This is a genomic window from Marinitenerispora sediminis (genome assembly GCF_003336425.1).
GTDB classification, from domain to species: domain Bacteria; phylum Actinomycetota; class Actinomycetes; order Streptosporangiales; family Streptosporangiaceae; genus Marinitenerispora; species Marinitenerispora sediminis.
Genome location: NZ_QEIO01000099.1, coordinates 1 through 20,686, shown reverse-complemented (window position 1 = coordinate 20,686; position 20,686 = coordinate 1). Strand labels below are relative to the sequence as shown.

13 protein-coding genes, 1 pseudogene and 1 riboswitch are annotated in these 20,686 nt (G+C 73.0%); of the genes and pseudogenes, 12 read left to right on the top strand and 2 right to left on the bottom strand.

Going from position 1 to position 20,686, the window contains the following annotated elements; translation table 11 throughout:
* Positions 1-779 precede the first annotated feature (779 nt).
* Positions 780-2,417, top strand: coding sequence for an NYN domain-containing protein (locus tag DEF28_RS18320; protein WP_114399154.1), 1,638 nt, complete (start codon positions 780-782; stop codon positions 2,415-2,417).
* Positions 2,418-2,451: 34 nt separating this feature from the next.
* Positions 2,452-3,006, top strand: a complete 555-nt coding sequence (locus DEF28_RS18315) for a hypothetical protein (protein WP_114399155.1) — start codon at positions 2,452-2,454, stop codon at positions 3,004-3,006.
* 8 nt (positions 3,007-3,014) lie between these two features.
* Here DEF28_RS18315 and DEF28_RS18310 read toward each other — a convergent pair whose 3' ends face one another.
* Both DEF28_RS18310 and DEF28_RS29075 read right to left on the bottom strand, forming a co-directional pair.
* The gene (locus DEF28_RS18310) at positions 3,015-3,407 is read right to left on the bottom strand and encodes an AAA family ATPase (RefSeq protein ID WP_233515386.1); all 393 of its coding nucleotides are present in this window, start codon (positions 3,405-3,407) and stop codon (positions 3,015-3,017) included.
* Between the two features lie 16 nt (positions 3,408-3,423).
* Positions 3,424-3,489 (bottom strand): annotated as a pseudogene (locus DEF28_RS29075) (hypothetical protein); the annotation flags it as partial.
* Positions 3,490-3,698: 209 nt separating this feature from the next.
* Positions 3,699-3,924, top strand: a riboswitch (cobalamin riboswitch).
* Positions 3,925-4,125: 201 nt separating this feature from the next.
* Here DEF28_RS29075 and DEF28_RS18305 point away from each other — a divergent pair.
* From DEF28_RS18305 to DEF28_RS18260, 10 genes are all read left to right on the top strand, one after another.
* On the top strand, positions 4,126-7,731 hold the full coding sequence (locus DEF28_RS18305) for a ribonucleoside-diphosphate reductase subunit alpha (RefSeq protein ID WP_114399161.1): 3,606 nt from the start codon (positions 4,126-4,128) through the stop codon (positions 7,729-7,731).
* Positions 7,732-7,873: 142 nt separating this feature from the next.
* The gene (locus DEF28_RS18300) at positions 7,874-8,947 is read left to right on the top strand and encodes a ribonucleotide-diphosphate reductase subunit beta (RefSeq protein WP_114399156.1); all 1,074 of its coding nucleotides are present in this window, start codon (positions 7,874-7,876) and stop codon (positions 8,945-8,947) included.
* Between the two features lie 423 nt (positions 8,948-9,370).
* Complete coding sequence (locus tag DEF28_RS18295; protein ID WP_114399157.1) at positions 9,371-11,944, top strand: hypothetical protein; 2,574 nt, start codon at positions 9,371-9,373, stop codon at positions 11,942-11,944.
* Between the two features lie 79 nt (positions 11,945-12,023).
* Positions 12,024-14,627, top strand: coding sequence for a hypothetical protein (locus tag DEF28_RS18290; RefSeq protein WP_114399158.1), 2,604 nt, complete (start codon positions 12,024-12,026; stop codon positions 14,625-14,627).
* Positions 14,628-14,745: 118 nt separating this feature from the next.
* Positions 14,746-15,390 (top strand): Rossmann-fold NAD(P)-binding domain-containing protein, encoded by a 645-nt coding sequence (locus DEF28_RS18285; RefSeq protein ID WP_114399162.1) that lies wholly within the window; start codon positions 14,746-14,748, stop codon positions 15,388-15,390.
* A 49-nt stretch (positions 15,391-15,439) separates the two neighbouring features.
* Entirely contained in the window at positions 15,440-15,763 is a 324-nt protein-coding gene (locus DEF28_RS18280; RefSeq protein ID WP_114399159.1) for a hypothetical protein, read from the top strand.
* 138 nt (positions 15,764-15,901) lie between these two features.
* A complete protein-coding gene (locus DEF28_RS18275; protein ID WP_114399160.1) occupies positions 15,902-16,306 on the top strand; it encodes an Imm7 family immunity protein in 405 nt (134 codons plus the stop codon).
* 147 nt (positions 16,307-16,453) lie between these two features.
* Complete coding sequence (locus DEF28_RS18270) at positions 16,454-17,920, top strand: DUF2201 family putative metallopeptidase (RefSeq protein WP_199493380.1); 1,467 nt, start codon at positions 16,454-16,456, stop codon at positions 17,918-17,920.
* A gap of 54 nt (positions 17,921-17,974) precedes the next feature.
* Positions 17,975-19,867: an ATP-binding protein gene (locus tag DEF28_RS18265; protein ID WP_233515385.1), complete on the top strand. Its 1,893-nt coding sequence runs from the start codon at positions 17,975-17,977 to the stop codon at positions 19,865-19,867.
* A gap of 386 nt (positions 19,868-20,253) precedes the next feature.
* On the top strand, positions 20,254-20,631 hold the full coding sequence (locus tag DEF28_RS18260) for a hypothetical protein (protein WP_114446179.1): 378 nt from the start codon (positions 20,254-20,256) through the stop codon (positions 20,629-20,631).
* Positions 20,632-20,686: the final 55 nt, after the last annotated feature.

Here is a 20,686-nt window from a genome sequence, read left to right as displayed (position 1 = left end):
CAACCGCCGGATGAGGCGGAACCGGAGCCGCCCCGGACGCCCGCTCCGCCGGAGCCACCCGACCCGCCGGATCCGCCGGATCCGCCCGAACTCCCTGAGCTCCCCGAGCTCCCGGAAGCGCCCGCGAGGCCGGAGAGCCCCGCCGCGCCGGCGCTGCCCGACCCGCCCGCGGCACCGGACCCGCCCTCGGTCGGAGGGGGTCCGGCCGGGCCTCCGGAGGAACAGGCCGGACCGCGGGTGCTCCGCGTCCGGGTCGCGGGGGCGGTCGGCGGACCCGACCGCCGCGTCGACGCGCTCTGCGACGTCCGCGTCCTCGACACGGCTTCGCTGCGGGCCGCGGTCCGCGCCGGGAGCGCGCCGCCGGCCCGCTGACCGTCGTCCACGGCTCGACCGGCGGGAGCGGCGCGCTCGCCGAAGCCGACCGAAACCCGCGGGGGCGCCGCTCGGCCGCAACCGGCGGCAGCCGGGCGCTCCGCGGTACCCTTCGGCGCGCGGTGCCGGAACGTCGTCGCTGGTCAGCGCCGCTCCGCGGCTCGACGCCGGACGGTGGTCCGCGCCCGCGCCCACTGGGGGTTTCGCGTGCGGGCGAACCGCGCCGAAACCCTCCGGTCGGGGTTCGTTCGCCTAGCTCACAACCGTGGGTATCGGGGAGCGCACACAAACCGGCACAGACTTGGCTAGGCTGTGGCCCGGCCTGTCTTTGGCCAAGTGCCGATGCTGGAGTCCGGGGCCGACCGACCGGCTCGCGAGAACCAGAACGAGGGAAGGGGCGGTGTCGCGTGGATCGCTGCGCGCTGTTCGTTGACGCCGGCTACCTCCTGGCCGACGGCGCGATGGCTGTGCACGGAACTCGCAACCGCGACTCCGTGTCTTGGGATTACGCGGGACTCGTACAGCTCCTCAACGAGGTGGCGCGTGACCGCACGGGACTGCCGCTGCTGCGCTGCTACTGGTACGAGGCGACCCCCGAAGGGCGCCGCACCCAGGAGCAGGACGGCATCGCGGACATCCCCGGCATCAAGTTCCGAGCCGCGCGTATCCGTCCGGGCAGACGGGAGGGCGTCGAAAGCTATGTGCAACGGGACCTGACCACACTCGCGCGGACTGGTGTCCTCTGCGAGGCCGTCCTCGTCAGCGGAGACGAGGACATGGCGCAGGTGGTCGCCGATGTCCAGGATCTGGGCGTGCGGGTCACCGTCGTCCACATCTCGGTCGAGGGCAACTGGACGATCTCCCGCGCGCTGCGTCGCGAGTGCGACGACCTGATCGAGATCGGGGCCGGCCACCTCCGGCCCTACGTCAACCTCCTCGCGGGCGCCGAGACCCCCGAGGACACGGTGCCGGCGACCGCGCGCGGTCCGCTCAGCAACGGGCGGGGACGGGCGCCCTCGGGACCCGTGTCCCGGCAGCCGGTGACCGCGCACGCGGGGTCCTCGCGGGTCGAGCCGGCGCCGTCGCCTGCCTCCGGGCTCGACGCGCTGTTCGCCGGCACCGGTGCGCAGCCCGCCGCGAGCGGCAGCGCCATGGACCAGTTGCGGGCCATGCGGCAGAGCCTCGCCCAGCAGCGCGGCGGCGACCACCTCGCCCCGCAGGGGTCCGACGCCATGGAGCCGCGGTCGCCCAACGCCTCGGGGCCGATCGACACCAACGGATTCCCCACCGGCGGCCCGCCCGCACCGCCGCAGGCGGCGCCCACCGGCACGCACGCGAGCATGGCGCCGAGCCCGCCCGCCGAACCCGGCCCGGGCCCCGGCCACGCCGCTCCGCCCACGGGCGCGCACCCGGGCATGCGCGGGGTCGCCCAGCAGGGCTACGGCGGTGCGCCGCAGTCCCCGCCGGCGCAGCCGCCGACCGGAGCGCACCGCAACCCGCTGATGGGCGGCCAGTACGAGCGCGAGGCGCCACCGTCGCGCGGCGCGCCACCGGGTCCGGACCCCCGGTACGGGCCGAGCACGGGTGAGAATCCCGGGTTTGGAGGTAACACCGGCCCAAACCCTACTTTTGGGGCCAGTACGGGAGCTGACGCCAGCTTCAGGAGCGCCGCCGAGACCCACCCGGGTCTCGGGTCCGCTACTGGCCCCCATTCCGACCACCCACCGGTCCAGCACGGGCCGTACACCAATCCGACGCCGCGGGTGGGCTACGTCCACCCCGGCTCGTCGGCCGCGCGCACGGTCGACGACGCCGTCGAGGTCGCCGCCCGCGAGGGCAGCGACTTCGCGGAGTCCATCGCGCGCGACGCGCCGGTGCTGTGGCTTGAGGCGGTGCTCGCCCGCAGGCCCCGCATGCCATCGGACCTGGAGGCGCGGCTGCTGCAGGGGTCGACGCTGCCCATCGACTTCCTGCTGCGCGACGAGGTTCGGCACGCGCTCCGGCAGGGATTCTGGGACGCTCTTGAGCGGTCCCGCGATCAGTAGGACCGGCGAGCAGCGGCGACGAGGGAGGGTGGCAGTGACCCGCGTGACAACGTCAGACCTTGACCGGTTGGAGTTCCGAGCCGTGCAGTCCGGCGACCACGCCGCCGTCGCGCGCGAACTGACCGACCTCGCCAACCGGGTCGACGCCGACAGCGAGATCTCCCGGGCCGAGCTGTTCGTCCGAGCCGGAGAGCAGTGGGAGATGGCGCAGGAGTTCGAACGCGCGTCGGCCATCTACCAGCGCGCCATCGACGACGGCGGCGTCACCATCATCGACGCCCGTGCCCTGCAGGCCGGCGCACTGCTTGAACTGGACCGCATCGAGGAGGGCTACGCACAGCTCGACCGGCTGCGTGCCGAGGGGCCGCGCAACCTGCCGACCTTCATCCACATCGCCGAGACCCTGCAGGCGCACGACGACCTCAAGGGCGCGCACGCCTGGGCGACCCTCGGAGTCGAGCGCTTCCGGCACCAGGACGTCTCGCCGTACATGCATGACCTGCTGCTGGAGCTGCTGCGCATCCGGTTCCGGATCCGGATGGACCTCGGCCTCGGCGAGGACGAACTCGACAAGCTGCTGGACGAATAGCGGCTGAATCAGCCGGTGCGGCGCACTTTCCGCACGAGTTGCCAGGCATTTGTGGACGGAACCCGGTCGTGGTTGCTCCCATCAGGGTCGAGCGCGGCGGCGTTGCGGTGGGCCTCGTCCAGGAACGGCGGCGGTTGGTCATCGTCGTTCTCGTCGCGTCCGAGGACGGCGTTCTCGAAGTCCGTCCGGTCGACGAATGGGACCGCGCCGACGGAACCGCCGGGGTAACGCCGTTCCCAGTTCAGTCCGGACCGGGGATGGAAATCCGTCAATGGGAACAGCGAGGTGGCGCCGTCCTCGGATTTCTCGGTGAACCAGATCTCGTCGCGCCGAAGCAGTTCGTCGCCCTGGCCGTGCCAGGAGGGATGTGTCATGCGTGGTGCAGATGAGCTGCCCTCCACGGGGGTTCGTGATGGGCTGCTGGAAGAGCTGGAGGATCTGGCGTACCAGGAGGGGGTGCGGGCTCGCGTCGCTCTCGTCCACGACGAGGGTCCCCCCATCGCGAAGCGTGTTCCGGCGTCCGGTCGATCTGTACAAGTTACTTGCGCGATCGGGTCTGAGAACAAGGGCAAGGCCCGGAGATGATCAGTGGCCAGCGGCGCGCTGGGGGGCTTGGTCGGCTTGGCTGACGCGGCGTGGTATGACGCGACACACGCTATCTTGCGGTGGTCGCGAGCCCCTGGCACTAGATGTAGTATCGCTCCGCTGGTGGTTCACCGCAGGGGTCCGAGTCCCGCGGTGAGGCAAGAGGGAACCCGGTGCGAGTCCGGGACTGCCCCGCAGCGGTGAGCGGGAACGAACGCCGTCACCACGCACTGGGCGCCGTGCCATGGCGTCTGGGAAGCGACGGTCAGTAGGCGCGGCCTGGGCGGCCGCACGCCCGCGAGTCCGAAGACCTGCCGCCAGCGGCGCGCGACGCGCGCAGAACGGGGCTTCGAGGGTGGGCCGCCGCGACGTCAGGAGACTTCAGCTGCGGGCGCGTGCCCGCGTCTCCCACGTGTGCGCTCTCCCCCCGCACCCCCCACCTGGTTTCGTTATCTGGTTGGAGACACCACCATGACCCTCGGCACCGACGTCACACCGGACCGTACCGCGACGGCGGCCCCTCCCGCCGATCCCATGGAACGGGTGCGGCTGGTGGTCGGTGAGGCGTGCGCGGGCCTGGGCGGCGCCTCGGCGGAGACCGTGCTCGCCGAGACCAAGCGGACGCTGTACCCGGGCATCGGGTCCGCCGAACTGGAGCTCGCGCTGATCATGGCGGCGCGCGCCTTCGTCGAGGTCGACCCGGACTACTCCTACGTCAGCTCCCGCCTGCTGCTGGACAAGCTCCGCCGCGAGGCGCTGAGCTTCCTCGCCGGCCGCTTCGACGAGGCGGGGCAGGCCGAGATGGCCGAGCGCTACCCGGCCTACTTCGCCGACTACGTGGCCCGCGGCGTGGAACTGGAGCAGCTCGACCCGGAACTGGCGGCGTTCGACCTCGCCCGGCTGGGCGCGGCGCTGCGGCCCGAGCGCGACCTGGACTTCACCTTCCTGGGCATGCAGACCCTCTACGACCGCTACTTCCTGCACAGCCACGGCGAGCGCTACGAGCTCCCGCAGGCGTTCTTCATGCGGGTCGCCATGGGCCTGGCCCTGCGCGAGGACGACCGCGAGGCCCGCGCCATCGAGTTCTACGAGCTGCTGTCCTCGTTCGACTTCATGTGCTCCACCCCGACCCTGTTCAACTCCGGTACCCGGCGCGCCCAGCTGTCGTCCTGCTTCCTCACCACCGTCGGCGACGACCTGCACGCCATCTTCCACGGCATCAGCAACAACGCGCTGCTGTCGAAGTACTCCGGCGGCCTCGGCAACGACTGGACCCCGGTCCGCGGCATGGGCGCGCACATCAAGGGCACCAACGGCCAGAGCCAGGGGGTCGTGCCGTTCCTGAAGATCGCCAACGACACCGCCGTGGCGGTCAACCAGTGCTTCGCACCCGAGACCTCCGTCTACACCGCCGACGGCGTGAAGGCGATCAAGGATGTACAGGTCGGCGATCTGGTCCTCGGTCTGAGCGGGACATATCGCGAAGTTCTGGACGTCCTGGCCTATGACCAGGTCGATCCGATGGTCGAGGTGAACGTCAAGCACTCCATGGAGACGCTGAAGGTCACCACCGGCCATCCCTTCTACGCCATCAAGGGCGTGCCCCTCGGGCAGGAGAACAGTCGCACCCTCACGTGGCTGGCGAATGACAAGGTCCGTCCGGAGTGGGTGGACGCGGGAGACCTGGAACAGGGCGACTACGTCGCCCAGGTGATTCCGAAGGAGGTCGTCCCCGTCGAGGGGTTCACCGAGGAGGACGCGCGGCTCTACGGCATCCTGTTGGGTGACGGCCACCTTTCCAAAGACGGTATGCAGTGGGGGGTGTCGGGCAACCCCGAACTGGACTCCCATCTCGACTTCGTGCGCCGCTACCTCACGGAGCGGGGCATCCACTTCTGGGAGAGCGGTCGGGACGACAGCTACGCCCAGATCCACTGGTCGAGCGGTCGGGGCGTGCTCCGCGATCCGGTGACCGGGCGCATCACCGGCACCGGAGCCGCGACGCTCCCGTTCACCGCCGAGGACCTCTACGACACCGAACACCGCAAGCGCATCTCCCGGCGCTTCTCCCACCTCCCCCGACCGCAGACCCGAGCCATGCTGCAAGGGCTTTTGGAGACCGATGGTGGCGTCTCCCGGGGCGTAGAGATCTACTTCACGACGACCTCCCAGCCACTGGCCGCAGGAGTGCGCTACCAGCTGCTGCGCATGGGGATCCCGTCGGCCGGGCAGTACCGAGAGCGTCAGCAGAACCATGAGGGCACGCGATCGGACGGCTCGCGGATCCACTTCGACGGAATCGTGCGTGCGTTCGACATCCGGGTGCCGGCGGTTTCGGAGATCGCCGATCTTGTCGGCTGCCGGCCCCTCACCGAAAGGAACTGGATCGAGTTCGGCGGGATGGTGTTCTCCAGGGTCCGCGAGGTCCGGGAGACCGACGTGGCTCCTGTCGTCTACGACCTGAAGGTCGAGACCGACGAGTCGTACATGACCGCGGCCGGACTCGTGCACAACGGCGGAAAGCGCAAGGGCGCCGTCTGCGCCTACCTGGAGACCTGGCACATCGACATCGAGGAGTTCCTCGACCTCCGCAAGAACACCGGTGACGAGCGCCGGCGGACCCACGACATGAACACCGCGAACTGGGTGCCGGACCTCTTCCTGCAGCGGGTCGAGAGCGACGCCCAGTGGACGCTGTTCTCGCCGGACGAGGTGCCCGACCTGCACGACCTCTACGGGGCGGAGTTCGCGCGCCGCTACGCCGCCTACGAGCGTGCCGCCGACGCCGGGGAGATCAAGGTGTGGCGGCGGGTGCGGGCCGTCGACCTGTGGCGGCGGATGCTCACCATGCTGTTCGAGACCGGGCACCCCTGGATCACGTTCAAGGACCCGTGCAACCTGCGGTCCCCGCAGCAGCACATCGGGGTGGTGCACTCGTCCAACCTGTGCACGGAGATCACGCTGAACACCAGCGCGGACGAGGTCGCGGTGTGCAACCTCGGCTCGGTCAACCTGGCCCGGCACGTCAGCGCGGACGGGATCGACGCCGACCGGCTGCGCCGCACGGTGCGCACGGCGGTGCGGATGCTGGACAACGTCATCGACGTGAACTTCTACACGATCCCCGAGGCCGAGCGCGCCAACATGCGGCACCGCCCGGTGGGGCTCGGGCTCATGGGCTTCCAGGACGCGCTGTTCCGGCTGCGGCTGCCGTTCGGCTCCGACGCCGCCGTGGAGTTCGCCGACGAGAGCATGGAGCTGATCAGCTACCACGCCATCGACGCGTCGGTCGAATTGGCCGCCGAGCGGGGGCGCTACGCCTCCTTCGAGGGCTCGCTGTGGAGCCAGGGCGTGCTGCCCATCGACTCGCTGCGGCTGCTCGCCGAGGCGCGCGGGGGCGATCTGGACGTCGACACCGCGGCCCGGCTGGACTGGGACGCGCTGCGCGAGCGGGTGCGCACCGTGGGCATGCGCAACTCCAACGTGATGGCGATCGCGCCGACCGCCACCATCGCCAACATCACCGGTGTCAGCCAGTCGATCGAGCCCATCTACCGCAACCTGTACGTGAAGTCCAACATGTCGGGCGACTTCACCGTGGTCAACGACTACCTGGTCCGCGACCTCAAGGAGCGCGGGCTGTGGGACGACGAGATGGTGGCCGCCCTCAAGCTGCACGACGGCAGCCTCGGCCGGATCGAGCGCGTCCCCGACGACCTCCGGGAGCTGTACGCGACGGCGTTCGAGATCGACCCGTCGTGGCTCGTCGACGCGGGGTCGCGGCGGCAGAAGTGGATCGACCAGGCCCAGTCCCTGAACCTGTACATGGCCGCGCCGAGCGGCCGGAAGCTGGACGAGCTGTACCGGCGCGCGTGGCGCAAGGGGTTGAAGACCACCTACTACCTGCGCTCGCAGAGCGCCACGCACGTGGAGAAGAGCACGCTCAAGGGCACCGACGGCAAGCTGAACGCGGTGACGGCGGCCCCGGCCTCCTCGGCCGCCCCGGTCGCGGCGCCGCCCGCGTCCCGGCCGCCGGCCGCCCCGGTCCCGGCCGCCGGGTCCGGCTCCGCCCCGGACATCGACCCCGACGCCGGCGCGGCGTGCTCGATCGACGACCCCGACTGCGAGGCCTGCCAGTAGCCGCCCCGGCGGCGGGGCGCACCGCGCGTTCCGCCGCCGGACCGCCGCCGGACGCCCGGCGGCCGTGCCAGGCCCACCCCCGCTGAGCGGCACGCCCGCGCCCAGGTGCGCGCCGTCCGCCCGAGACAGACGAGAAGAACCCATGACCAGCGTTTCCGAATCCGACACCACCGGCCTCGGCGAGATCCAGCGCGACGCCGCCCGCGTCAACGTGGACGACAAGGCCATGATCAACGCCCGCGCCGACGTCAACCAGCTGCTTCCGTTGAAGTACCGGTGGGCGTGGGACAAGTACCTCGCGGCCTGCAACAACCACTGGATGCCCACCGAGGTCGCGATGCAGGCCGACATCGCGCTGTGGAAGTCGCGCGACGGGCTCACCGAGGACGAGCGCCTCACGCTCAAGCGCAACCTCGGCTTCTTCGCCACCGCGGAGTCGCTGGTGGCCAACAACATCGTGCTGGCCGTCTACCGGCACCTCACCAATCCCGAGTGCCGGCAGTACCTGCTGCGCCAGGCGTTCGAGGAGGCGGTGCACACGCACACCTTCCAGTACATCTGCGAGAGCCTGGGCCTGGACGAGGGCGAGCTCTTCAACATGTACCGCGAGATCCCCTCGATCACCGAGAAGGACGCGTGGGCGCTCCGCTACACCCAGAACCTGGAGGACCCGGACTTCGCCACGGGCACCCCCGAGGCCGACCAGGCGTTCCTCCGCGACCTGGTGGCGTTCTACGTGGTGTTCGAGGGCATGTGGTTCTACACCGGGTTCGCGCAGATCCTGTCGCTGGGCCGCCGCAACAAGATGGTCGGCATCGCCGAGCAGTACCAGTACATCCTGCGCGACGAGTCGATCCACCTGAACTTCGGCATCGACGTCATCAACCAGATCAAGATCGAGAACCCGCACCTGTGGACCGAGGAGTTCCAGGCGGAGGTGCGCACGATGCTCGCCGAGGCGTGCGAGCTGGAGGTCGCGTACGGGCGGGAGACGATGCCGCGCGGCATCCTCGGGCTCAACGCCGAGCTGTGCGAGCAGTACATGCACGTCATCACGAACCGGCGGGCCGAGCAGATCGGACTCGCGCCGCTCTTCCCGGAGGCGGAGAACCCGTTCCCGTGGATGTCGGAGATGATGGACCTGAAGAAGGAGAAGAACTTCTTCGAGACCCGTGTGATCGAGTACCAGACCGGCGGCGGCCTCGACTGGGACTAGGCACCCCCCTCACACCGCCGTTGTGAATCGGCCCGGACTGACTGGTGCGCAGTCCGGGCCGTTCCCTTCGTGCCGCGGCGACACCGCGCACGGACCGCTCGGTGCCGCCCGGTGGGGCCCGATGGCTCCCCGGTGCCCGCCGCCGACAGGCGGCCCCCGCGCCGCGTGCCGCCGGAGCCGGGGCGGTTCCGTGCGGGAGGCGCGGCAAGCGGCGCCCGCGCGCGCCGGAACCCGGTTTTCCACAGCCTGTTGATCCGCGTGGCCGGCGCACCCCCGCGCGGGTGAGCGTGGACGGGCGGGGCGCACGCTCCCGCCCCGGTGTCTGTCGGACCGCTTCGCTACGGTGCGGGGCACGCCGATCACCTCACGGGGCGGTCGTCGTGCCCGTTCCGCGCCGGTGCCGCACCGAAGGAGCCTCTCGCCATGTCCACGTTGGGCAACACCACCGCGATCCAGGAGCTGCTGGGCGCGGCCGGACCGCAGGACTGGGCTCGGCAGGTCGCGGGCTTGGACGACGTCCTGCGGGCGGTACTCGGCCCGCCCAGGCACAGCGCCTGGCGGCTGCCCGCGGAGTTCGCCGACGCCGTCCTCGCCACCGAGGACACCGCCCTGGTCAACGGGCTGGTCGGAGCCGCCGCCCTTCCGCCGACGGCGCTCCACCAACCGAGCGAGGAGGAGCGCGCCGCGTGCCGCGCGCTCCGGCAGCGCCTCGCCGCGAGCGGCCACCCCGGGGTGGCGCGGCAGGTACTGCACCGCGACTCCTCGTGGAGTCTGCGCGAACGGCGGACGCTGCTGGCCGCGGCCCGGCCCGCGGACCCGGGGTGGACCGGCATCGGCGGCATGGTGTCGTGGCTGCTCCAGCAGGGCAATACCCGGGTGCTGCGCCCGGCCGTGGTCTGCGCACTGCCGGGCGTGGCCCGGCACGCCCTGGAACGGGCGGTCGGCGACCTGCTGCCCGCCGAGCAGCTGCGCGCCCTGTGGAGCGTCTACGAGCACGACGGCGGGCTCCCCGCGCTGCGCGCGCTGCCCGCCGATGAGCTGCGGCCCGAGGTGGCCGAGGCGCTGGCCGGCGTCACCGCGTCCGGCGATCCCGCTCCGCTGCGCGCCGCGCTGGCCGAGGCCGAGGGCACGGCCGGCGCCATCGCCGAACTGCGCGACACCTCCCTGCGCCTGCGCGCGGAGCTGCTGGAGCTCCGCGCCACCCTCGACTGGGCCGCGGTGGCCGAGGCGGCCCGCGAGCAGCCGTTCGACGAGGACGCCACGCGCGCGCTCGTCGAGCGGAAGGACTGCCCCGAGGAGGTCGGTGTCCTGCTGTTCGCGGCGCACCCGGCGGTGGTGGCCGAGTACGCGGCGCGCCTCGGCCCGGAGCTGCTGGCGGCACCCCCGGCCGGTGCCGCGGGCGCGAAGACCGTCCGCGTCATGGTCCGGCGCGGGTTCGGCCGCGGCCTCTCCGGCACCGACCTGCTGGAGCGCGGCACGCCCGCCACCGCGGTACTGGAGGCCGCTCGCCAGCGTCCGGCCGCCCCCGAGCGGGCCCGCGTCGCCTGGGACGGGTTCACCGCCCGCCTCGGCGAACTGGTCGAGGACCGGATCGGCACCGACCCGGAGCGCTGGCGGGTGCTGCGCGCCCGCATGCGGTCGTTCAAGGGCACGGTCACCGAACTGCTGGACGAGGTCGCCGGGGGCGGCGGCCGGCCGCCGAAGCCGGGCTGGCCCGACTCCGGCGCCATGCCGGAGCCCGGCCGGTCCGCATCGCCCGGCGGTGTGCGCGCCGCGTTCCTCACGCTCCTCAACGCCGCGCCCGCCTGCCAGGCAGCGCTGCTCCCGCACCTCGACGACCGCACCCTCTACGACCTGTTCGCGCACGGCACATGGCGGGACGCGTGGCTGGACCACGCCTCCGCCGCGGCCGACCGGCGCTACGCCGTCGCGCTCGCCCGCCGGGGCTCGCTGGACGCCGAGGCCATCGAGCGCCTCATGCGCCTGGACGAGCCGGAGGTCAACGCCCAGCTCTTCCTGCGGGCCAGCGCCACCGCACCGCAGCGCGAGCGGCTGCTGTCCGGCCGCCCCTTCGACCCGGCGCGCGGCACCCCGCTCCCGCTCGACCCCGGCCTGGTCGAGCACCTGCTGCGGCGCTCCGGCGGCTGGCGCCCGCGCGACCCGGTGGACTGCGCCGATCCCCGGCTGCTCCGGCACATCCTGCGGCACATCCGGGTGCGCGGCGTCGTGCCGCAGCTGCGGCTGCTCCTCAACGCCTGGGAGCGGCACGGACCGGCCGAGGCCAAAGCACTGATCGAGGAGAAGCTGCAGCCGGTCACCTACTCCCGGAACCCGTTCCGCCGCGAGACGAAGGCCGCCATGAAGAAGCTCCTCGCGGCCGAGGACCCCGACTCCGCCCTGGTGGAGCTGCGCCGGAAGGTGGCCGAAGGCGAGTCGGCCGCGTGGCAGATCGACGCCATCCGCAAGGAGGCGTGGGACAACGCGGAGCTGTACCGCGAGGCGCATCCATGGCACTGGGACGAGCTGTGGAAGGAGCACCAGCGTGAACCCTTCTCGGTGATGAGCCTGGCCGGGCTGGTCAACATCCCCGAATGCCCCGACACGTTCCGCCGGGAGGCCGCGCGCACCGAGCAGGCGCGTGATCAGTGGCGCGACGACGCCTTCTCCCGGCTCGCGTCCCACCTCCCGCTCCCCGAACCGCCCCCCGGCACGGTCACGCTCCCGTCCGGCTCCGGCGGCACGGCGGGGGCGGACCTGCCCGACCCGGACCGGGCCCGCTGGAGCGCGCGGCTGGCCAACGACGTGCCCGCCGAGAACGTGCTGACCCAGATCGCGGACGACTCCGCGGCCGACTCCGCCCGGCAGGAACTCGCCGTGCTGCTGCGCGCGACCCTCGACGGCAACCCCGAGGCCTGGGTGCTGGCGCTGCGCATGCTGCCGGAGTTCTCCGGCTCCGTCGCCGAACTGCTGGGCACGGCGGCCGCGGCCGCTTCGTGACCGGGCGCGTGGTTTCCCCCACGGTCGCCCGCACCGCCACCCTGTTCCACGCCGATGCCGGAACCGACGATGGAGAACCATGGTGACCCTCAGCCCCAAGGCCGTCCGTTCCCTCCTGGCGGCCGCCCCGGCCCAGAAGTGGCACCGCCAGCTCGCCGGGGCCGCGGACGTCATCCATACCGCGCTGGGCAGCGGTGTGCTTCCGGCCGGCCTCGTGGACGCCGTGCTGGACGCCGACGATCCCGCGCTCCTGGCCGCGATGGCGAAGAACCCGGACCTCACCCGGCACCACGGACGCCTGGAGCGGCTGGTCGACGCGGTGCTCGCCTGCCCGGGCGGCGCCAACTTCGCTTCCGAGGCCCTGAACACCCTGCTGTACCGCAACGCCCAGGTGGAGCGGATGCCCGCGGTACGCGAGCGCCTGGCGAGCTCGGGGCACCCCGCCATGGCCGAGAAGGTGCTGCCGAGAGGGCAGGAGGAGGCCGACTGGTGGAGCCTGCGGCTGCGCCGCCGAGTGCTGGCCGGCCTGGGGACGGAGCCGGCCGCGCCCACCGGCCGCGGCACGCTCTCCGACACCCTCGCGCAGTGGGACGTGCGGTGGGCGCGGGCCGCCGTTGTCTCCCCGGTCCCGGCGATGGTACGCGCGGCGCTGACCAAGGCCGGCGAGCTGTCCCGCGCCGAGCAGCTGCGCGCGGCGCTGTCCCTGCACGACCACGCCGGCGGGGGGCGGGCACTGGCCTCGCTCGACGGTGTCGCCCTGCGGCCGGAGGTCGCCGACCTCGTCCGCGGCGTCGCCGCCTCTGGCGACGCCGACGCGCTGCGCCGGGCGGTCGCCGAGGCCGAAGGTACCGCCGGCGCGCTGGAGGAGCTGTACGAACCCGACCTCGGCGGCCGGGCTGACCTGCTGGAGCTGCGCGACACCCTCGACTGGCCGGCAGTGCTGGCGGCGGTCCGCGAGCGGCCGCTGGACGCGGCCGCCGCGGCGCTGCTCACCGCCCGGGCCGACTGTCCGGACGACGTGCGCGACGCCTGCTACGCGACCCAACCACTGGCCGTCGCCGAGGCCACACCCCGCCCGGACGCGCGGCTGCTCGCGGCGGAGTGCGGCCGGCGCGGCCGTACGGAGGCCGTCCGCGTACTCGTCCGGCGTACCCCTGGCCGCGGCGTGACCGGGGCCGAGCTGCTGGAGAACTGCCGGCCCGCCGTGGCGGCGCTCGCGGAGGCCGGCGCCGTGCGGCCCGAGGGCGACCCCGCCGAACCCGCATGGCGGGAGTTCACCGCCGGCCTGGCCAAGCTGGTCGAGGAGCACGCGGGCGGGGATGTCGGCCGCTGGCTGGTGGTCCGTGCGCTGCTGCCGGTCTTCGACGGCCCCGTCACCGAGCTCCTGGCGGCCGCCGCGGGCGAGGGCGCGCCCGGAGCCGCTCCGCCCGTCCCGGACCCGGTCCCCGTCGACGGTGTCGGCCTGTCACCGGCCGACGTGCGCGCGGCGTTCCAGACCCTCCTCGACCTCGTTCCCTTCGCCACGCTCACCGCGCTGCGCCCGCACGTCGACCCCCAGACCGCCCAGGACATGGTGGTGTCGGGCCGGTGGCGTCCGGAGTGGCTCGCCTGGGTGCTCGACTCCGGCAGCGCCGCGGACCGGCGGCTGCTCGCCTGCCGCCCCGGCCTCGACCCCGACGCCATCGAACGCCTCGCCGCCCTGGATGATCCCGAGGTCAACGCGATGCTGTTCTTCCAGCACCGCATCACCGACCGGCAGCGCCGCCGCCTGCTGGCCGGGACCCCGTTCGGGGCTGCCGACGGGCCGGTTCCGCTCCATCCGGACCTGGTGCGGCAGCTGCTCGCCGGCCCGCACCCGTGGCGGCCGCGGGACGCCATCGACTGCGCCGACCTGCGCCTGCAGCACCACATCATGCGGGAGGTCCACGTGGTCGGCCGCATCCCGCAGCTGCGGCTGATGCTCAACATCTGGCAGCGGCACGGCCAGCGCACCCTGGCCGAGCTGACCCGCGAGACGCCCATCTCCTACGGCACCTATCGCGAGGCGCGCGAGACCGTCGAGCGGCTGCTGGCCAGGTCCGACCCCGACGCCGCGCTGGCCGAGCTGCGGGCGGAGGTGGCCCGCGGCGAGAGCGCCGAGGGCCAGATCGCGGCGTTCCGCAGGGAGCGGCGGGACCGCGCGGTGTATGTCACCGAGTCGCACGACTGGCACTGGGACGAACTGCTCGCCGAGCACCGCCGCGCACCGTTCACGCCCGACGTGCTCGGGATGATGCAGCGTATCGCCGACTGCCCGGCCGAGATCAGGGCCGAGCGGGTGCTGTTCGGCCGGGAGGCCAAGCAGTACGGCAAGCTGATGAAGGGGGTGCCACCGGCCGACGTCCTCGCCGAGTACGGCGCCGGCCAGACGGACCGCAACAGCGACAACTGGCTCGTCAAGGCCCTCGGCGCCGGCCGCGTCACCTGGGCCGACGCGCTGGAGCACGGCCACTCCGCCCGCGAGGTACTCGGGCTCCTCAGCTGGCCCGGCAATGACGGCCGGGGCGGCGCCGAACTCGCGGCGCTGATCCGCGCCACCATCGGCGACGACCCCGACGCCTGGACGCTGGCGCTGCGGCTGCTGCCGGACTTCCCCGGCCCGGTCGCCGAACTGCTGCGCACCGCGGCGACGGCCGTCCGGTGACCCCGCCCGGCCCCCGAGGTCAGCCCCGCACACGCGCCACCGGGGAGCCCGGCCCCGACGCGGAGCGCCGTTGCGCCCCCCGGCCACCTGGGAGCCCGCGGCCGCCAGGGTGGCCCGGATGTACCTCATGGCGCCGGACGGGCTGCCGGTCGATCCCGACTTCGTGGCCGGCTCGGTCGAGAGCGGCGTGCGGCGCATCGTGCTGCTGTCCAGCAGGGGCATCGAGACCATGGGCGACGAGCGGTTGCTGGCGGCGGAGCGGACGGTGCGGGAGTCGGGCGCGGACTGGACGGTGATCCGGCCCGACTGGTTCGACCAGAAGTCCGACGAGGGCATCTTCCGCGCCGCCATCCTGGCGGGCGAGCTTGCCCTGCCACTCGGCGACCTCCGCCAGGTGTTCGTCGATGTCGGCGACATCGCCGCCGTCGCCGCGGCGGCGCTCACCGAAGACGGGCACTCCGGACAGAGCTACGAGGTGACGGGACCGCGCGCGCTGTCGTTCGGCGAGGCCCTGTCGATCGTTGGCGCGGCGGCCGGCCGGGAGGTCCGCTACCGCGGCGAGCCCGGCGACTACCTGGCCGCGCGTGCCGCGCAGGGCGCCACCGACGAGCAGGCCCGGGCGGAGGCGGCGGCGTTCGCGGCGCTGCGGGGAGTCGGCGACGGCGCCCCGACCGAAGTGGTGCGAAGGGTGGCGGGACGCGGACCGAAGAGCTTCGAGAGCTACGCGGCCGAGGCGGCCGCGAGCGGAGCCTGGCGCAGGTGACCGGTCTGGCGCGGGAAGCACGGACCCCGCGGCGGCACTTCCCGAGCGGGTGCCCGCGATCGCCGCCCTCCGCGCGTTCTTCACCGCGACGATGTCCCAGCTCACCGGCAACAAGGCGATGGTCGATCTGCTCGCCGCCGGACCACCGACCAACGCGGACCTTGAACGGTGCCTCTCGCACCTCGTCAGGATCGGCCAGGAGGCCGTCGACCGCTCCCGGGCCGACCGCACGCTCGCCCCCGAGGTGACCGCCCACGACATCGCCTACCAACTTCTCGGCCTCATCCGCATCGCGCAGCTGGTCCCCGACGGCGACCCGGACGCGGTCGGGCACCAGGTGGATCTCGCGTTGCGCGGTCTGGCCGCGAGGTAGCAGCCGCGGCACGGCGTCAGGACGCCGACCGCGCCGGGCCTGCGACGGGGCAAGGCGCGCTTCGCGCACGCGTCGCGCCGGCGGGGCCGGCTCGCGCCCGGTGGGCCGCCGGCGCGGACGGCCGTCTACCATCGGTGCGTGTTCGAGTACCACGGCTGGGTCACCGTCCGGGAGAGCCCGGCCGACGATGACGACGGCCGCCTCGCCCGGATCGTCGAGGAGCTCGGCCGGCGCGTGGAGCTGCTGGCCAGCCCCCACCTGCTGGATCTGAGGTGGATGAACGGCGAGCCGTTCCTCCACCTCGGCGGGTTCGCCAACCACCGGGCCGCGGCGGTTGAGCTCCTCGACCTGCTCGCCTACGTCGGCGCCGTCGCCCCCGGCTCCTACGGGTTACTGCACATCCGCGACGACGAGGACCCCGGGCGCGAGAACGAGGTCCGGGTGGTGCGGCTGGCCCGGGGGCGGCTCAGCGAGCACACCGAGCCGCTGCTCTCGCCGTGCGTTCCGACGCTGGAGGACCCTGGCGGCCCGCAGCCGGCCTGACCGCGGCCGGTTGCCGGGGAGGGCGGTCCGCACGGCTGTCCGCCGCGCCCGGGGCCGCCTCCCGAGCCGTGTGTCCGCACTGTCCGTTCTGTCGTTGTCACCCGCTACTGTGCTGGCACAGCCGACCGCAGCGGACAACGGGACGGGGTGAACGGCGTGCACCAGGGCGCCGCCACGACACGGCGGGCACCGGCGAAGGCGGTGATCGACCTCGCGGACCGCCGGGCGCTCGCGGCCGAGTGCGCGGCCGGGCCCGACGTGGTCGCCGAGGCGCGGCGCCTCAAGGAGGCCGCGCTGCTCGACTTCGGCATCAAGCACAGCGTGGTCGCGTCCTGGCTGTACGCCAAGTGCCATCACCAGATCCCCACCACGGCCGTCCCCACGGCAGCGGTAGCGGCGTCCGGGGACGGCAGCTGCGTGCTGCTGTACAACCCGGAGTTCCTGGTCGACATCGGTCTGGACGGCGTGAAGTTCGTGCTGTTCCACGAGGCCCGGCACCTCATCCAGCGGCACCTCTACGTCGAGGGCGCGCTGCGCCGCGACCCGGTCTTCACGCTCGCCACCGAGGTGACGATCAACCACGTGGCGCTGGAGCGGCTGGGCCGCACCGGGCTGCCCACCGCGTCCGCGCCGGACGGTGCCGGCCGGCAGCCGGTCGGTGTCGACCCGCGCGAGGTGCACGCCGCCTACGCCGCGGACCTCAAGGCGAACGGCCGCACCCCGCTGCCCTACAAGGAGTTCGTGCACACCGACATGTCGGTGTACGGCGAACTCCAGCGCATGGCCGACCCGCCCGTGCCGCCGCCCGCCCTCTGCGCCCACCTGACCGGCCCGGAGGAGGGCGGTTCCGGCGGGGACGGCGTCCCGCTCGACCCGGAGACCGTGGAGCGCGTCGGCGCCGAGGTCCTCGCCGAGGTCATGCGCCAGGCGCGGCGCGGCAGCGCCACGGCCCGGCGCGAACTGCTCGACCTCGCCGGCCGCACGGACGGCGGCGGTGAGCGCCTGGAGCGCATGTGGGGTTCGCTTGGCCTGGCCGCCCTGCGCGGTGAGACGCCGCGCACCCGCCGGGTGGAGTGGTGGAAGCGCTGGCTCATCGACACCCTCGCCTCCAAGCTCCGCGAGGGCGAGCGGCTCGTCTACCCCAAGAAGCTGGGCGCGGTCATGCTGTCGCTCGGCTTCGACCCGATGCTCTCCCGCCGCGGCCGGGAGCGCACCAAGGTCGTACTCGTCGCCATCGACACCTCCGGCTCCATGCCGGACGAGGTGGTGGAGTGGCTGACCACGCTGGTCGGGCAGACCGACGGCGTCGAGACGCACTGGCTGAGCTTCGACGGAGTGGTCATGCCGTTCGTCCCCGGCGAGCGCGTGCGCGGCGGCGGCGGTACCAACTTCCAGAACGTCGTGGACTACGCCGAGGGCCGCCTGGAGGTCGGCGGGCGGCGGTTCGAGGAGCGCTTCGACGCGGCGATCATGGTGACCGACGGCTATGCCCCGCACGTCACCCCCGCCGACCCCGACAAGTGGATCTGGCTGATCACCGCGGAGGGCGACACCTGGCCGGAACGCCACAACCCGCCGATGGCCTGCCACCGGGTCACTACCGGCGACCGCTGACCCCCCACCCCGGCCCACCCACCAGAACGCGGCCCCCAAGAGAGGTAACGCTCCGTGACCATCACCGATCCAGTAGCGACGCCGGCCCGCGCCGCGGACCCGGCGGCGGAGGAGCGGCCCTGGCAGCCGACCGCCACCTACCCCCAGCGGCCCGAAGACGGCGGGCACACCCGGCTGGAGCGCTTCATCGACGCGATGATCACCATGGGGCAGACCGGCCAGGTGTTCGGGGAGCACGGCATCGGCAAGACCTCGACGTTCCTGTCCTACATTCCCGAGCACTACCCCGACACCGAGGTGGTGCTGGTCCCCGCCGCCAACCTCACGCCGGACGACCTGCTGGTCAACGCCCCGGTCCGCGACGCCGCCACCGGCGGCCTGGCGCTGCGCCAGCTGATCATGCGCCAGCTTCGCCCGGGCCGCCGGTTCGTGCTGCTCATCGACGACTCCCTCCAGGCGGGCGACACCATCCAGTCCCAGCTCATGCAGGTGGCGTGCAACTGGACGCTGGGCGAGCACGACCTGCGCGAACTCGGCTGCGTGGGGGTCTTCCTCACCGACAACGAGTCGCTGGCCGAGACGAGCGCCCGCCGCAGCGACCTCGCGGTGCTCGACCGGATGGTCACGATCCGCATCACCGCCAACGACACCGCCTGGCGGTACAAGCTCGCCGAGCGCTACCCCGCATGGGACCTCACCGAGGTGTTCCGGATCTGGGCCGGGCTCGGGCCGCACCTGCGGCACCTGATGTCACCGCGCACCCTCCAGCACGTGCTGGACTGCGCCGAGGCCGGTTTCCCGCTGAGGTGGGGGCTGCCGCTGCTCAACGGCGCGCGGATGGAGCTGTCCGAGCCCACCTCCAAGGGCGAGCCCGGGCCGGACCGCACCGACGAGATCCTCGACCGCCTCGCCGCCGCGGTCGGCGCCGCCAACCCCGACAGCGTCCCCGACCCCGTGCGCTCCGTGCTGCGCGCGGCGGTCCGCAACCGCTGGGCGGTGCTGCTCCAGGGCCCGCCCGGCTGCGGCAAGACCGAGATCACCAAGCAGGTCGTGCGCGAGGAGACCGGTCGGCCACCGGTGTACTTCTCGCTGCCCGTCACGAACATGGAGGACCTGTGCGTGCCGGTGCCGTCGCCGGACGGCACGCTCGACGTCCTGCTCACCCGCTCCCTGCTCGGCCCCGAGCCGAAGGTCCTGGTCTGGGACGAGTACAACCGGCCCAAGGACAAGGCGACCTTCGCCAAGCTGATGGAGGTCACCCAGGAGTGGACGCTCGCCGGCCGGCCGATCGAGAACCTGCGCGCCCAGGTCGCCCTGCAGAACCCGCCGTACCACCTCGGCCGCAAGCTCATGGTGAGCGCCAACAACGTCGCGCAGGCCAGCCGGTTCACGGTCAGCTACGAGGTGCTGCCCGAGGACATCCCCGCCAACCAGTGGCTGATCGACACCTACGGCGAGACGGCCGAGGTGGTGCTGGAGTGGTGGAAGAACGACATCGACGACGAGGGGCGCGACTGGGTCACCAAGCGCACCCTGGAGCGGCTGATCAAGCTGCACCTGGTCGACCAGCCGCTGGAGACCGGGCTGATCTACCTGGGCGAGGGCGAGTACGCGCCGATCCCGCTGTCCGGGCTGGAGGCGCGGCTCGCCGGCCGGCGGCAGGTGGGCATCCGGGAGCTCGCCGCGGATGTCGACGGATGGGAGGCCCGGCTCGCCGCCGCGGCGCGGGCCGCCGACGAGGGCACGAACGACACCGACACGGTGCACCAGGTGTTCGCCAACGCCGAGGTGTCCCAGCTTCGCGACCACCTCGACGTGGTGGCCCGCCTGCTCCGCCACCTGCCCCCCAAGCTCCGCGCCACCTACCTCGTGGGCCAGACGCCGGAGAAGCAGCGGGTGTGGGTGGAGGCGTTCGCGAAGGTCGCCGAACTGGCGAAGCGGGGGTAGCCGGCACCGGGCAGCAGACGCCGGGGGAGTGGCGCCGGGGGAGAGCCGGCGCCCGGCGGCGGGGGCGGTCTCCTCGCGCGGGGCGGAGACCGCCCTCACGCCTGCGCGGAGACCGCACTCACGCCTGCGCGGTGCGGTGGGTAGATTCGGCTGTCATCGGAGCACCCGGCGGCCGTGGGGCGGCTGCGGGCGCCGCACCGTCCGGGGACACGAGGGAGAGGACCGGCCATGCTCGACCCGGCAAACGTGACGGCGGTCGCCGAACTGTCCCCGGCGGAGTTCGCGGACGCCACCTGCGCGCACGAGGGCGCGCACGCCGCTGTACGCGCGGCGCTCGGCCTCCCACCACGTCGGTCGAGGCCGCCGAGACGGGCAGTCCCGGGCGGGTGACGGGTGTCCCCTCCCTGCCCAACCCGCAGCACTACGCGATCGGCGTCATGGCCGGAGCTGTCGGCGAACGGCTGTGGCTGATCACCCGCGGCTTCACCAGTTCGCTGCTGCACCAGGACATGCTCCGAGACTCCGGGCGGTACGACCGGATGATCCTGGAGGAGGTGGCGGCCAGGGGGTTCGCCGTGAACCGCGCCGCTGCCATGGCCGACTGCGAACGCATCCTGGCGATCCCCAGAGTGTGGGCGGTGGTCACGGACATCGTCGGCGAGCTGCGCGAGCACGGCCGGCTCGACGCAGAGGCGGTCCAGACGGTCATGGGCCGGCACGGCGTTGGCACCGCACTGCGGGACGCGGGTGTGAGCGTGTGGTGACCACTCAGCCACCGCTCGCCGATCCCGATGACCACGCGCGTCCGCAGGGCCCTCC

Excerpts from the sequence above, each read along its gene's own strand:
- DEF28_RS18305 (WP_114399161.1), top strand. The coding sequence starts at position 4,126 with ATGGAACGGGTGCGGCTGGTGGTCGGTGAGGCGTGCGCGGGCCTGGGC.
- DEF28_RS18300 (WP_114399156.1), top strand. The coding sequence starts at position 7,874 with ATGACCAGCGTTTCCGAATCCGACACCACCGGCCTCGGCGAGATCCAG.
- DEF28_RS18295 (WP_114399157.1), top strand. The coding sequence starts at position 9,371 with ATGTCCACGTTGGGCAACACCACCGCGATCCAGGAGCTGCTGGGCGCG.
- DEF28_RS18290 (WP_114399158.1), top strand. The coding sequence starts at position 12,024 with ATGGTGACCCTCAGCCCCAAGGCCGTCCGTTCCCTCCTGGCGGCCGCC.
- DEF28_RS18285 (WP_114399162.1), top strand. The coding sequence starts at position 14,746 with ATGTACCTCATGGCGCCGGACGGGCTGCCGGTCGATCCCGACTTCGTG.